This window comes from Clostridium sp. UBA7503 (assembly GCF_002477055.1).
Lineage (GTDB): Bacteria > Bacillota > Clostridia > Clostridiales > Clostridiaceae > Clostridium_J > Clostridium_J sulfidigenes.
The window spans coordinates 1-13,863 of record NZ_DLNT01000034.1 but is presented as its reverse complement, the minus strand read 5'-3'; the positions used below and the strand labels follow the sequence as shown (position 1 = coordinate 13,863).

13 protein-coding genes and 4 tRNA genes are annotated in these 13,863 nt (G+C 29.4%); 3 read left to right on the top strand and 14 right to left on the bottom strand.

Annotation, left to right across the window (positions count from 1 at the left end):
- Positions 1-524 precede the first annotated feature (524 nt).
- Together B3630_RS09665 and B3630_RS09660 are read right to left on the bottom strand one after the other, a co-directional pair.
- Entirely contained in the window at positions 525-1,469 is a 945-nt protein-coding gene (locus tag B3630_RS09665; RefSeq protein ID WP_414633006.1) for a GNAT family N-acetyltransferase, read from the bottom strand.
- Positions 1,453-2,637, bottom strand: a complete 1,185-nt coding sequence (locus B3630_RS09660; RefSeq protein ID WP_346897638.1) for an MFS transporter — start codon at positions 2,635-2,637, stop codon at positions 1,453-1,455. The genes B3630_RS09665 and B3630_RS09660 overlap by 17 nt, the downstream gene beginning before the upstream one ends.
- 333 nt (positions 2,638-2,970) lie before the next feature.
- On the opposite strand from B3630_RS09660, the gene B3630_RS09655 reads away from it, so the two are divergent.
- Entirely contained in the window at positions 2,971-4,326 is a 1,356-nt protein-coding gene (locus tag B3630_RS09655; protein WP_346897636.1) for a M20 family metallopeptidase, read from the top strand.
- A gap of 235 nt (positions 4,327-4,561) precedes the next feature.
- Here B3630_RS09655 and B3630_RS09650 read toward each other — a convergent pair whose 3' ends face one another.
- The 6 genes from B3630_RS09650 to B3630_RS09625 all read right to left on the bottom strand — a co-directional run bounded on the left by B3630_RS09650 (position 4,562) and on the right by B3630_RS09625 (position 9,644).
- Positions 4,562-5,320, bottom strand: a complete 759-nt coding sequence (locus B3630_RS09650; protein WP_346897634.1) for a tRNA threonylcarbamoyladenosine dehydratase — start codon at positions 5,318-5,320, stop codon at positions 4,562-4,564.
- 309 nt (positions 5,321-5,629) lie between these two features.
- Complete coding sequence (locus B3630_RS09645) at positions 5,630-6,874, bottom strand: DUF1015 domain-containing protein (RefSeq protein ID WP_346897632.1); 1,245 nt, start codon at positions 6,872-6,874, stop codon at positions 5,630-5,632.
- Positions 6,875-6,899: 25 nt separating this feature from the next.
- On the bottom strand, positions 6,900-7,811 hold the full coding sequence (locus B3630_RS09640; protein WP_346897630.1) for a D-2-hydroxyacid dehydrogenase: 912 nt from the start codon (positions 7,809-7,811) through the stop codon (positions 6,900-6,902).
- Positions 7,812-7,969: 158 nt separating this feature from the next.
- Positions 7,970-9,046, bottom strand: a complete 1,077-nt coding sequence (locus B3630_RS09635; RefSeq protein ID WP_346897628.1) for an alanine--glyoxylate aminotransferase family protein — start codon at positions 9,044-9,046, stop codon at positions 7,970-7,972.
- 163 nt (positions 9,047-9,209) lie between these two features.
- Complete coding sequence (locus B3630_RS09630; protein ID WP_346897626.1) at positions 9,210-9,395, bottom strand: hypothetical protein; 186 nt, start codon at positions 9,393-9,395, stop codon at positions 9,210-9,212.
- Positions 9,396-9,467: 72 nt separating this feature from the next.
- Positions 9,468-9,644, bottom strand: coding sequence for a hypothetical protein (locus tag B3630_RS09625; protein ID WP_167403159.1), 177 nt, complete (start codon positions 9,642-9,644; stop codon positions 9,468-9,470).
- 228 nt (positions 9,645-9,872) lie between these two features.
- On the opposite strand from B3630_RS09625, the gene B3630_RS09620 reads away from it, so the two are divergent.
- The gene (locus B3630_RS09620) at positions 9,873-11,129 is read left to right on the top strand and encodes a DUF1576 domain-containing protein (protein ID WP_346897624.1); all 1,257 of its coding nucleotides are present in this window, start codon (positions 9,873-9,875) and stop codon (positions 11,127-11,129) included.
- Positions 11,130-11,131: 2 nt separating this feature from the next.
- Positions 11,132-11,473: a hypothetical protein gene (locus B3630_RS09615; RefSeq protein WP_346897622.1), complete on the top strand. Its 342-nt coding sequence runs from the start codon at positions 11,132-11,134 to the stop codon at positions 11,471-11,473.
- 51 nt (positions 11,474-11,524) lie between these two features.
- Here the strand turns inward: B3630_RS09615 and B3630_RS09610 are convergent, their stop codons facing one another.
- From B3630_RS09610 to B3630_RS09585, 6 genes are all read right to left on the bottom strand, one after another.
- A complete protein-coding gene (locus B3630_RS09610) occupies positions 11,525-12,283 on the bottom strand; it encodes an acyl-CoA dehydratase activase (RefSeq protein WP_346897620.1) in 759 nt (252 codons plus the stop codon).
- 207 nt (positions 12,284-12,490) lie between these two features.
- Positions 12,491-13,189, bottom strand: coding sequence for a DNA/RNA nuclease SfsA (gene sfsA / locus B3630_RS09605; RefSeq protein WP_346897618.1), 699 nt, complete (start codon positions 13,187-13,189; stop codon positions 12,491-12,493).
- Between the two features lie 235 nt (positions 13,190-13,424).
- Positions 13,425-13,500: transfer RNA gene (locus B3630_RS09600), tRNA-His, on the bottom strand.
- 6 nt (positions 13,501-13,506) lie between these two features.
- Positions 13,507-13,580, bottom strand: a tRNA-Gly gene (locus B3630_RS09595).
- A 4-nt stretch (positions 13,581-13,584) separates the two neighbouring features.
- Positions 13,585-13,659 (bottom strand) — tRNA-Gly (locus B3630_RS09590).
- A gap of 98 nt (positions 13,660-13,757) precedes the next feature.
- Positions 13,758-13,833, bottom strand: a tRNA-Lys gene (locus B3630_RS09585).
- Positions 13,834-13,863 lie beyond the last annotated feature (30 nt).

Below are 13,863 nucleotides of genomic sequence, written 5' to 3'. Positions count from 1 at the left end.
CCGCATCTCTCAGCGACAAGATTTATCTTACCATGATTTATTCTTATAAAATCCACCTAATATTCTTTTTACATAAAATTATTCTTATATATCTTCTATTTTCATTTAAATGCTACCTTATCCTAATGTTGATACACTAGGTAAAGTATTAGTTTATATTCTATTATTTTTACTATTTATTTAAAATATAGTATATTAATTTGAATTTTTATTATAGGTAAGCACACAACAATATCATTATTACTGCTACTTATTATAATGTATTTAGTCTTATTATCAAAATACTAATTCCCTTGAAGCCCGCATGAATAAAACAACTATTTAACTAGTTAACTATATAAAAGGTAATCTATATAAATATTTATATAGGAAACTAGATAAAGTTCCAACATATAGGTGATAAACTCGAATACCACGTTCCTAAAAAAGTTATACACTTAAATAAATAAAAATACACCACCTTTAATATAGATGGTGTATAACAAATTATATTTTAATTAAACTAATTAGTTCCTAAATTAAACTTATTTATTATTTTTATAAAATATAACATGATCTCTCCATTTTCCATTTATGTGTAGATATTCTTTACATGTACCTAGTTCATTAAATCCACATGCTTTTAAAACTCTTTGCGACTTTTCATTATCAACTAAAGTTGTTGCTTCTATTCTATGCAGTCCTAATTCTTCATAGGCATATGTTACAACTAAATTAACAGCTTCTTTCATATATCCATTTCCCTGATACTGTTCGTCCATAGAGTATCCTATGAATGCACTCTTAAATACGCCGTGCACTATATTATATATACGTATTCTTCCTATCATCTTCTCTTCTTTATATATTCCAAAGTGAGCTCCTTCACTCTTAATAAATTCTTTATAATTCTCTATTAAAGATTGCTTTTGAACTTCTACTGTATAAAATTCTTCATCTCTGTGTGGTTCAAATTTTGATAAAAAATCCTTATTTCTAGTATAATATTCTAATAGATCACTTGCATCATCAGAATTAAGAACTTTTATACTTACTTTATTTCCTTGAATTATAAGCTCCTTCTTATATGCATTGTTGTAAAATTCTTCTTCTACTATTCCAAATAATAAACTACCTTCATATTTAAATTTTGTTATAATACTATCTGATATATATCCTTCTAATTGAAATCCTAAGTTTGTAAAAGGAGTTAAACTTATTTTTTCATCACATATAATATTAACTTTATGAAGACCCTTGCTTTTTATTAAGTTATTTAGCATCAACTTTAGAGCATCTTGTAATGTTTTATTAGCATCTCTTCCACTTTTATAAAATTTTAATTTTATTATTACACCTTTATTCTCATGGTCCAAATCTAAGATTATAAATCTTCCTACTATAATTCCAGATGAATCTCTTATTATATATTTATTTGCTTCATCAGTTGCATTACTAATACTTACTTCCCTTTCACTGCTCAACTTCATTACCTCCCCTTTTAAAAATACTATAATTCCCTCTATATATTAGAAATACAAACAAGATAGAAATACTTAAGCTTATTGGTATTAAATAAAAAGTTTTTGCTGTCCCTATAATATCATTTAATCTTCCCATAATAAGATTTAGAATCATACTTATAGTGCTTGATAACGTTAAAATTAATCCTGTTATATATGAACTATTATCTTTAAAAACCTTACTAATAGTAGCTACTACTGTAGGATATGCTATTGCAAAGAATAGTCCTGTTATACATATTAAAATGAGAGCACTATGCCCAACGATTAGAGCAATTATTAATAATACACATGCAATTAGTAAAGAATATAAAACTGATTGTAAGTATCCTAACTTTTCAGCTATAAACCCACCTAATAATCTACCTATAGTAAGTAAAAAGAAAAAGGCTGACAAAAACATAGCTCCACTACTGCTAGTATAGTTATAACTTTCTATGAGGAAATTAACTATCCAATTAGACATCCCCATTTCTGCAAACACGTATGTTCCTAATGCTATAGCATACATATACATATACTTTTCTTTAAAAGCTATAGCTATATTAAATTTATTTTCTTTTTTAGTTATATTAAAATTAGGGATTTTTATAAAGAAAAATATTATTAATACTACAATAAAAATCATTGCTATTCCAAAGAATACACTTCTCCAACTTACTCCATTGTCTAAAATGTTTCCAATAGCAAATTGTCCTACCGTAGATCCAAATCCATAAAAACAATGAGCTGAATTCATCATTATTGCTTGGAATGTAATAAATAGCGCTGGTATTAGCGTATTTACTCCAATCATTACAAAAGCAATACCCATGTTTATTAAAAACATTCCAATTAATAGTATTGTATAAGTTTTAGAGAAAGCTACTATTAAAACAGAGGCTATAATAGTGAATAGCCCGGTACAGATTACATTTCTTTGTCCAAATTTTTCACATAGTAGTCCACCTATATAAGTAAATATTATATATCCTAAAGAACATACCGATAAGAGCATGCCCATACTTGTATTATTCGTATTAAAAGTATCCTTAAATACAGGGACAAATATTCCCTTGGTGTTATCGACTATAGCAATTACAGCCATAATAATAAATATAAATATTGTTATGGCAAAACTTTGGTTTTTCTTCACTAACATCACTCCTTTTTCAATGATATTATATCATAATTAATATATGTTTTTATTGAATTGAATTCTTTATTTTTTATAGCTATTAAGTAAAATAATTATCATAACAAAAATATACTATTGTATATATTAATTCATTAATTAATATAAAAAAGATATAAATATGAATAGGAATAATAGGCAAGTATTCAAATCAAGAATGGCTGATATATTAACCTATTGTAATATTGACATATGTTATCATCTATGTTTAATTTAAACTATAGGATATATTTCCTTAATTTAATATGTGTCAACAATATGTAAAGCTTATCTAAAATGAAAGGGGATAGTCTCATGATAAAAAAAGAAGAAATAAAAGAAAGAGTTAATGAGTTAATACCTGAGCTCATAGACTCTATAAAGGAAGCTGTAAGTTTTAGAAGCGTTATAGACGAGGATAACCCTAATTATCCATTTGGTAAAAATATAGACGATTGTTTAAAAAGCACCTTAAATTTATGTGAGTCTTTAGGCTTTAAAACTTACTATGATAAAGATGGTTACTATGGTTATGCAGAAGTTGGCCAGGGCCATGAATTAGTTGGAGTTCTTGGCCACTTAGATGTAGTTCCTGAAGGAGATTTGAATTCTTGGACATACCATCCATACGAATTAACCATAGTTGATGATAAAATATATGGAAGAGGAACTCAAGATGATAAAGGTCCTACTATAGCTTGCATATATGCAGTAAAAGCTTTATTGGACTTAGGAATCAAATTAAATAAAAGGATAAGATTTATATTTGGAACAGATGAAGAAAATCTTTGGAGAGGTATTAATAAATATAAAGAGAATGGTGAAGAGATTCCTGCTATGGGGATAACTCCCGATAGTGAATTCTTCTGTATAAATGCAGAAAAAGGATTACTTCAATCTACTTTAACTTGTAAAAATAGTTCTAATTTAACTTTAAGTGCAGGAAATGCATTTAATTCAGTTCCTGATAACGCTACATATACAGGAACTGCAGAAGAAGTTAATACTCTTAAAAACGTGTTAAACAGTTTAAATTATAAATATATTTTAAATCAAAACTCTATTTCTGTTATTGGAAAAGGTGTTCACTCTGCAGATAGTACTGAGGGGATTAATGCTATTTCTAGACTGGCTATAGCTTTAGAAAAAATGGGCTCATCATCTAACTCAATAAAATTTATAGCCAATGTAATTGGTGAAGATGTTGCAATTAAAAATCTCATACCAAAATGTGAAGATGTATCTGGAAAACTAACTGTAAATGTAGGTAAAATTGATTTAAATGAAGATATAGAAACTATATCTTTAGATATTAGAATTCCTGTTACCTATAAAAAAGAAGACATAGTTAATCCAATAAAGGAAAAAGCTTTAGAATATGGTTTAGAATATAATGAGTTTGACTGGATGGAATCTATATATGTTCCTGCAGACCATTTCTTAATTAAAACATTGAAAGAAGTCTATGATGAAGAAACAGGATATGATGGAATACCAGAATCATCTGGTGGAGCTACTTATGCTAGAGCTATAGATAACTGTGTAGCCTTTGGTATGGTATTCCCTACCTCTGAAAAAACAGAACATCAACCAAATGAATTTATAACTATGCATGATTTAGTTAAAGCTACAGAAATTTATGCCTTAGCATTATATAAACTGGCTAAATAAGCTGAATTCTTAGAGCTTTATTCTTTAGAAATTGTTATCAATAGTCGTAATTGCTTTACCTGTCATAAAAAATGGAAGTATTAGTTCAAGTAATTATCGGATAAACATAATTTTTTAAATAAGAATCCGTCAATTATTATACTGACGGATTTTTATATTATAAACTTAAATAAGCAATTACACTCTGATAAAGGTATATTTTAATTAATGTTGATTTTTATTAGATTCCTTTTAATTAGCTTTCTTTAAGTAAGTCCTTTATTACTTCTCCACCTATTATCATTCCTGCCACTGGTGGCACAAAAGATATACTCCCTGGTATTTGTCTTTTTATAGCACACTTTTTAGTCCCACCTGTACATACACACCCTGTTTTACAAGTAACCACATCATCTTGTTTTGGTTTTGTAGGCATCTCCTCAGAGTAAACTACCTTAAGGGATTTAATCTCTCTTTTTCTAAGTTCATGTCTCATAACCTTTGCAAGTGGACACACTTTAGTATCATATATATCTGCAACTTTAAATTGTGTAGGATCAAACTTGTTTCCTGTACCCATAGAGCAGATTATTTTTATACCCTTTTCATTACAATACTCTACTAGAGCAATCTTTGCTGATACAGTATCTATAGCATCTACAACATAATCAATATCATCAGTAATTATTTCTGAAATGTTTTCTTTAGTAACAAAAACTTGATGAGTTATTACATTGCATACTTTATTAATTGAAAGAACTCTATCTTTCATAGCCTTAACTTTTACTTTTCCTACAGTATCATAAGTTGCATGTATTTGTCTATTTAAATTAGTTAAACAAATAGTATCATCATCAACTAAAACAATAGTTCCAACACCTGCTCTTACTAATGCTTCTACTGTAAAGCTCCCTACTCCACCTACTCCAAATACTATAATCTTACTACCTTTTAATTTATTTAAACCATCTTTTCCTATTAATAGCTCTGTTCTTGATAATGAATGTTGTAACATTTTTGCATCTCCTTAATATGTGGTATTTACCTTATAACCTTAAAGATATTTTTAACTTTTTCTTTTAAATTATAAATAAATACATAAATTTTTATTCTTTGAATATATCAATTTTATATTTTTTAATAATATAATTCAACTATGTATTTATGTTAAGTATTTCTAAAGCTTAGTACAAGCTAAGAATTCTGTTTTTATTTCCAACTTTATATACTCAAAAAAGCTAAATCTTATAAAAGTAATTACACTTTTTAAGATTTAGCTTTTTAATTTAGATGAAATACAAATAAGTTTTACCTTTAATTTACCTTAGCTTAATTCATGAACAAAGATTCCACTTCTTAATTTTGGTTCAAACCAAGTTGATTTAGGAGGCATAACTTCTCCAGCATCAGCAATGTTCATAAGTTCTTCTATGCTTGTTGGATTCATAGAGAACGCAACTTTCATTCCTTCAGCTACTCTTCTTTCAAGTTCTTTAAGACCTCTGATTCCACCAACAAAATCTATTCTATCACTTGTTCTTGGATCTTCTATAGCAAGTATTGGTCTTAGAAGATTTTCTTGTAGTATAGATACATCTAAACTCTTAACTGGATCTTTTGAATCATAAGTTCCATCTATAGCAGTTAACTTATACCACTTGTTATCTAAGTACATTCCAAAATAACCTTTTCCTTCTGGTCTGTACTGGCCTTCTCCCTTATACTCTTCTACAGTAAACTTCTCAGAAACTTTATTTAAGAATTCTTCACTAGAATTTCCATTTAAATCTTTTACTACTCTGTTATAATCCATTACATATAAATCATCTGCTGGGAATATAACTGATAGGAAAAAGTTGAATTCCTCTTCTCCTGTATAGCTAGGATTTGCTTCTCTTCTCATTTTACCTACTTTTACAGCGGATGCGGCTCTATGGTGACCATCAGCTATATAAAGATATTTAACTGATTTAAATAATTCTTCTAATCTTTTTGCAGTTTCAGTATCATTTATAACCCATACAATATGAGATATTCCATCTTCGGAAACGAAGTTGTATTCTGGCTCTTTAGCAGTCCATGAAGCAACTATTTCATCAATTTCTCCTACATTTTTATATGTTAAGAAAATTGGACCTGTATTTGCATTACAATGGTCAACGTGATTAATTCTATCTTGCTCTTTTTCAGCTCTAGTATGCTCATGTTTTTTAATTATATCATTCATATAATCATCTATAGAAGTACATCCAACTATACCAGTTTGAACTCTTCCATCCATGATTTGTCTATAAATATACATGCTTGGAGCATTATCTTGAATATAAGTTCCATCTTCTCTCATCTTGTCTAAAGTTTTTCTAGCTGTGTTATAAACTATTTCATCATATTGATTTGTTTCTACTGGTAAATCAATTTGTGCTTTATCAACATGTAGGAAAGAGTAAGGGTTTCCTTTAACCATTTCCCTAGCTTCTTCTGTGTTCATAACATCATAAGGAAGAGCTGCTACTTTGTCAACTAGCTCTTTTGTTGGTCTTATGCTTTTAAAAGGTCTTACAACTGCCATATTTTTTCCTCCTACGTAATTAATATTATTTAAAGAAATCGAATATAGTTTGAACTATTTCTTCACCTATTCTTGTTTGAGCTTCTACTGTAGCTGCTCCAATGTGTGGTGTAACTGATACTCTTGGGTGGTTAATTAGCTCTTCATTCTTAGTTGGTTCAACTTCAAATACATCAACGCCTGCTCCTCTTAACTTTCCACTATTTAAAGCTTCAAGTAAAGCAGCTTCATCTACAACTCCACCTCTAGCACAGTTAATTAGTACAGCTCCATCTTTCATCATATCAAGTTGAGCTTTACCTATTGTAGCTCCTTGCTCTTTTATGAATGGTATATGAAGAGATATATAATCAGATTTAGATAATACTTCTTCTAAAGTACCATATTCATATTTATCATACCCTTCAGCTTTACCAAGGATATCAGTATACATAATTTTCATTCCTAATACTTCAGCTTTTTGAGCTAAACATTTAGAAATTCTTCCGAAACCTATTAAGCCTAAAGTTTTTCCACTTAACTCAATACCTTCATATTTTTTCTTTTCCCATTTTCCTTCTCTCATAGTCACATTTGCAGTACTTACAAATCTAGAAACTGCAAACATATGAGCTAGTGCAAGTTCTGCAACTGATGCACTACTAGAATTAGGAGTGTTAGCAACTCTTATTCCTTTTTCAGTAGCATATGCTACATCTATATTATCTACACCTACTCCACCACGGATTATTAATTTTAATCTTCCTGTTTCACAAGCTTTATCTATTATTGGTTGTCTAACCTTTGTAGCACTTCTTACTACTACTACATCGAAGTTTTGTAAAGCTACTCCTAATTCTTCAGGCTCATAAAATTTCTCTATAACTTCATATCCATTATCTTTTAATACCTGTATTCCACTTTTCTCCATGCCATCAGTAACTAATACTCTTATCATGATGATACCCTCCTAAAATAAAATTAATTAATAATTAATTATTTAAAATCTAACTTTATCCACATACATTAAGTATATAAATTGAAAACTTATAAATCCTAAACTTGTATATGAATCTTTATTACTTGAAAATTAAGAAGGGAATTACCCCTTCTTAATTATTCAAGTCCTAATATTTCGTTAATGTTCTTTAATAATTCTTCAATTTCTGCTGGAGTAGTCTCTGCCATGTGAGCTATTCTAAAAGTCTTATCTTTTAACTTTCCGTATCCATTAGAAATTTGATATCCTCTTTCTCCTAGAGCTTTGTTTAAATCTGCAACATCAATATTTCTAGTATTCTTTATGTTAGTTAAAGTGTTAGACATATATCTTTCATCTGGTAATATTTCAAAGTATTTTCTTGCCCATGCTCTAACAATTTCTCCGCCTTCTATGTGTCTTGCATATCTCTTATGAAGACCTTCTTTATTTATAATCTTATCAAGTTGATACTCTAATGCAAACATGTGAGATAATGAAGGTGTTGATGGATATTGATAATCTTTCTTTTGAATGTATTCATATAATGCTAAAAGATCTAAGTATAATCCTCTATGTGGAACTTGTTTTGCTCTCTCTATAGCTTTTTTAGAGAAAGTACACATTGACATTCCTGGAGGAAGTCCTATAGCTTTTTGAGTTGAAGTAATACAAATGTCTACTCCCCATTCATCTACTTTTAATTCTGTTCCTGCAGCTGAGCTTACAGTATCTAAACAGAATACAACCTCTGGATATTTTTTCACTACTTTAGCTATTTCATCTAGTGGGTTCATAACACCAGTTGAAGTTTCATTGTGAGTAACTGTTATTAAATCATATTTCCCAGTGGCTAAAACTTCATCTACTTGCTCTGGAGTTGTTGGTGTACCCCATTCAACTTCATATAAATCTGCTGGTACATTGTTAGCTACAGCCATTTCATACCATCTCTTACCAAAAGCACCTACAGCAAAAACTGCAGCTCTCTTAGCTGTGCATGAACGAACAGCACCTTCCATAAGCCCACTACCAGAAGTAGTTGAAAGTAATATTTCTTCTTTTGTATTAAATATAACTCTCATGTAATCACTAATTTGTCTTTGTATCCTTGATGCCTCTTTGCTTCTGTGTCCTATCATTGGTGTAGCCATTTTTTCTAATACGTCTTGTGCCACATCAACTGGACCTGGTATAAATAATCTCTTGTGCATGATTCACCCTCCTAAAATAAAGTAAACTTTATAATTTCCAATATCTGATTTGAAATCAATTACATTTTAACATTTTTCCATAGGTTTCTCAACCATAATAAATTAAATATTGGGATATATTATTATAATTTAAATTTTTATTAAGTTTTTGGAAATATAATACTTATTTCAATCTGATTTCTTTGTATATTTCATCAAATATATCTTTTACACAATGTCCTCTTACAAAATTAGAGCAATTATTACAACTTTGTTCTAATTGCATAAGTATTTCATTTGGATAATATGATCTCTCATTATAAAACGAACAGTTTTGGGCAACTCTACTTTTAATTTCATTGGACATCATTACTTTAACACTCCTATGTATTATAATATTATATCTTCTGTACTATCCTATATTTTATACCTACTTTTTAATTTAATAATCGAAACAATCTAAAACAGATTCTGTTTCTCTACAATACCTTACAATTAAACACTGTCCTAAGTTTCTAGGACATTTTTTGCACATACAATTAACTTCCTTTCCATCACATTTATTTTGTTTAAAATCAGGACATTTCTCACAATTATAAACTACTATATCCATTACCATTTTCATTTCCTCTTTCTAATTTAAAATATTTCATTATTGTTTAACCTACATAATTAAACTAGTTTAAAATAATATTATCTATATGATTATTTGTGCTTAAAATTAAAATAATTATAATATAAATACTATAGTTATCACTTATAAAAATTGATATACTATAGAAGTAAAGCCTTATATATATTAAAAATATACACCTTTATTTGAAGAGTGTAAATAAATTTAAGGGAGTTGATTATTATAAAAGACTTTACCACTAGAATTTTACTACCCTATAAACTATTTCTATGTCTTAGTGGAATATTAATAATAGTATCTTTTCTTTTTAACTCACCACATAACATATTCATTGGATTAAGAAATATAATCTTAAACCCAGATATACTCATAACAGATTACATGGAAATTGGTGGTGTTGGTGCAACTTTCGTTAACTGTGCACTTTTGATTATATTTTATGTAATAATGCTAATTTTTTTAAACGTTAAACCCTCAGGAACTATAATTGCAGGTATATTTACAGTAAGTGGTTTTTCCCTTTTCGGTAAAAACATTTTAAATATCTGGCCTATTATATTTGGTATTTGGTTGTACTCCAGATTTCAAAAGGAACCATTCTCAAATTATATAGTTACTGCACTTTTTGGAACAACCTTATCTCCAGCTTTAATTCAACTAATTGGTACTACTACAATACCTCTTTATCTATCTGTTATGATAGGTATACTTATTAGTATAGTAATAGGTTTTTTACTTCCACCCTTAGCTTCTGCTTGTATGAGAATACATCAAGGATATAGCCTTTATAATGTAGGTCTAGCTGCAGGATTAATAGGTACAGTATTAATGTCTTTACTTAGAGCTTTTGGGATTGACTTTGAAAGTAGAATTATATGGTCTACAGGCAATAATGTTCCTTTTATTATATTATTTTCAATGATATTTTTAGCTATGATAACTTTAGGTTTTTACTATAATGGTAATAGCTTTAAAAACATTGCAAAAATAACGAGACATTCTGGTAGATTACTTACAGATTTTTATCTTATTTTTGGTGAAGGAGTTACTTTAATAAATATGGGTATTCTAGGACTCTTTTCAATGTTTTTAGTTGTTTTAGTAAATGGTGACTTGAATGGTCCAACTTTAGGTGGTATATTAACTATTGTTGGGTTTGGAGCCTTTGGTAAGCATCTAAAAAATATAATCCCTATAATGTTTGGTATAATATTATGTACTTTCTTTAATATTTGGGAAATAAACTCGCCTAGTGTTATTCTAAGTTTACTTTTTGGCACAACTCTAGCTCCGATTGCTGGTTCTTTTGGATGGCTGTGGGGAATAATTGCAGGAGTATTGCATGCTTGCCTAGTAATGAATATCACATATTTACACGGTGGAATGATTTTATATAATAATGGCTTTTCAGGTGGCCTTGTATGTATGTTCTTACTACCACTAATTTCTGCATTTAGAAAGGAATATTAATTATGAAACACTTACGTCAAAGAAATATAAAAATACTTAGTGAGCTAACTAGTTACTTAGTTAGAATTGGCTGTAGTGATCTACATATAGATTTTAATACTAAGGGTGATATTACCTATATCAGCTTTACCAGCGTAAATCCTAATATTAGTGAACAAATACTAACTGATTTGACATCTCAGTTAAATATGCCAAGGAGACAAGATATTGAGGAGTATTACTGGGCTCTTAATGGAGATAATGATTCCTCTTCTGAATTAAGTCTAGTAGGCATGATGACTGATTCTGTGGATGTAAACTACACTAATGATGTATTAAAAATTAGTTTAACTAGATTAAAATAATTTTTAATACATTTTATAAAAATAAGTATAGGTAATAAAACTTACCTATACTTATTTTAAATTTTTAGCTAATAAAGCAGCTCCAATAGCTCCAGCAAATCTTGCACTATCTTTTGTTTTAACCTGTGAGCCTAATTTTTCAGATAAACTATTTACTATATATTCACAGTTGCAAAGTCCACCTGTTAAAAAATAATTTTGTGCAGTAGAATGCTTACCACATATGGTGGCTACTTTACTTACGATTGAATCTACAACAGCAAATGCAATATCTTCCTTCTTTCTACCAGTTCCTATTAAACTTATAACTTCCGATTCCGCAAATACAGTACACATAGAACTTATACTTGCATCCTTTCCATCAGTTGCTAACTTACATAATTCATTTATATTTACTCCTAATGTATTAGCCATAATCTCCATAAATCTTCCTGTTCCTGCAGAGCACTTATCATTCATTGTAAAATTCGTTATAAGTCCTCCTTCTACAGTTATAACCTTGGTATCCTGACCACCAATATCTACTACAGTGCAATCTTCATCATATATATAAGCAGCTCCTTTACCATGACACGTTATCTCAGTTACAGTCTTATCTGCATAGGGAACCGATACCCTACCATAACCTGTAGCTATGATTTTTCTATTTTTTTTGCTTATACCTTCATCATGTAATATGCTTTCTATTTTTTTAGCAGTTTCTAAACTACTCCATCCTGTAGGGATTACAAAAGTATTATTTATTATATCATTTTCAAATATAGCTACCTTTGCAGCTGTTGATCCTATATCTATACCGATGTAAAACATATGCTCCCCCTTAACTTACACTTTAATTAACTTTCTACATAAACAAAATCTCTTTAAAAAAGCCCAACATATGAACGTTGAGCCATGAAAAGGAAAATATTATGTTTTAGAAATTGTTTAGATATCTGATTACATTATTATATTATCATACTATTAGGCTTTATAGATTTTGAATTTTAAATAGTAATTCACTCTTCTATTACATATCTAAATGGATACTAAAACTTCTACTGGTTTAGTAAGCTCTATAAAATTTTCACCTAAACTACACTCATATGCAAATATATCAACTCCATTACCTTTAGCAAACCTTAATGCATCCGCAAATGCCTTATCCATTTTTTCATTTGGTTTAAAAGTACTTATATTATCCATTTGATTTAAAAATATAACTCCTGCACCTCTACCTGAATTTTTCACCTCTATTAACTCTAAAAGATGTTTACGCCCTCTATCCGTAGGTGCATCTGGAAACATACTATGTCCATTTTCCTCTAAAGTTACCCCTTTAACCTCTAAGTAATATTCTTCTCCACCATCATTAGTTAACTTAAAATCAAATCTACTATTACCAAAAGTTTTTTCCCTACATACAGTCGTATAACTTTCTAAGCCCTTAATCTTCTTATTTATTAATGCTTCTTCTACAATTTTATTTGGAGCTTGAGAATCTATGTTTATTAACTTTCCATTTTTATATCCACCAATTAGGCTAAATCTAGTCTTTCTATTAGCTCCATTCTCTGTTCTTATTAATACATTGCATCCTGGAATTAGAATTTCTCTACATCTTCCGGTATTAGGTACATGCACCAACTCTTCTTTACCATCTATTATTACATATCCTTGAAATCTATTAGGTCTTCTTACAAATTCAACAACCCTAGTTTCTTTATCAAAAATCATATTTTTATCCTCCATGTTTAGATAAAATTTATCCACAAATAAGCTAAAATTCTTTAGAGTTTATCCACTTATAATTCTAATATGTTACTAATTATTTGATTTTATAAGTATTTATCTATAGCTTTATTTTAATTATACTATGATTAAAATAAATTTAGTATGATATTGTTCTTATATTAAATAATAAGAAAACCTCCTGTTTATAAAAACAGAAGGTTTTCTTATCTATATCATCTGGGGTGGAGGATGGGACTCGAACCCACGACAACCAGAACCACAATCTGGCGCTCTACCAACTGAACTACATCCACCATATTTGGAGCGGGTGAAGGGAATCGAACCCTCGTAACTAGCTTGGAAGGCTAGCACTCTACCATTGAGTTACACCCGCATATTGGAGCGGAAGACGAGATTCGAACTCGCGACGTTCACCTTGGCAAGGTGACGCTCTACCACTGAGCCACTCCCGCATAATCAAAATTTTATTTTTAGACATAAAAATAACTGAATCACATTATACTTGCCTGCTTTAATTTAGCTCATATCTAATTCAGCATATTTATAATATTGGTGGCTCACCGGGGGATCGAACCCCGGACACCATGATTAAAAGTCATGTGCTCTACCGACTGAGCTAGTGAACCACGTTAAAAACCTGGCAACAACCTACCCTC

What these genes read in the sequence shown, in the direction of transcription:
- B3630_RS09665 (WP_414633006.1), bottom strand. Translation starts at nt 1,469, where the DNA reads ATGAAGTTGAGCAGTGAAAGGGAAGTAAGTATTAGTAATGCAACTGAT.
- B3630_RS09655 (WP_346897636.1), top strand. Translation starts at nt 2,971, where the DNA reads ATGATAAAAAAAGAAGAAATAAAAGAAAGAGTTAATGAGTTAATACCT.
- B3630_RS09650 (WP_346897634.1), bottom strand. Translation starts at nt 5,320, where the DNA reads ATGTTACAACATTCATTATCAAGAACAGAGCTATTAATAGGAAAAGAT.
- B3630_RS09645 (WP_346897632.1), bottom strand. Translation starts at nt 6,874, where the DNA reads ATGGCAGTTGTAAGACCTTTTAAAAGCATAAGACCAACAAAAGAGCTA.
- B3630_RS09640 (WP_346897630.1), bottom strand. Translation starts at nt 7,811, where the DNA reads ATGATAAGAGTATTAGTTACTGATGGCATGGAGAAAAGTGGAATACAG.
- B3630_RS09635 (WP_346897628.1), bottom strand. Translation starts at nt 9,046, where the DNA reads ATGCACAAGAGATTATTTATACCAGGTCCAGTTGATGTGGCACAAGAC.
- B3630_RS09630 (WP_346897626.1), bottom strand. Translation starts at nt 9,395, where the DNA reads ATGATGTCCAATGAAATTAAAAGTAGAGTTGCCCAAAACTGTTCGTTT.
- B3630_RS09625 (WP_167403159.1), bottom strand. Translation starts at nt 9,644, where the DNA reads ATGGTAATGGATATAGTAGTTTATAATTGTGAGAAATGTCCTGATTTT.
- B3630_RS09615 (WP_346897622.1), top strand. Translation starts at nt 11,132, where the DNA reads ATGAAACACTTACGTCAAAGAAATATAAAAATACTTAGTGAGCTAACT.
- B3630_RS09610 (WP_346897620.1), bottom strand. Translation starts at nt 12,283, where the DNA reads ATGTTTTACATCGGTATAGATATAGGATCAACAGCTGCAAAGGTAGCT.
- sfsA (WP_346897618.1), bottom strand. Translation starts at nt 13,189, where the DNA reads ATGATTTTTGATAAAGAAACTAGGGTTGTTGAATTTGTAAGAAGACCT.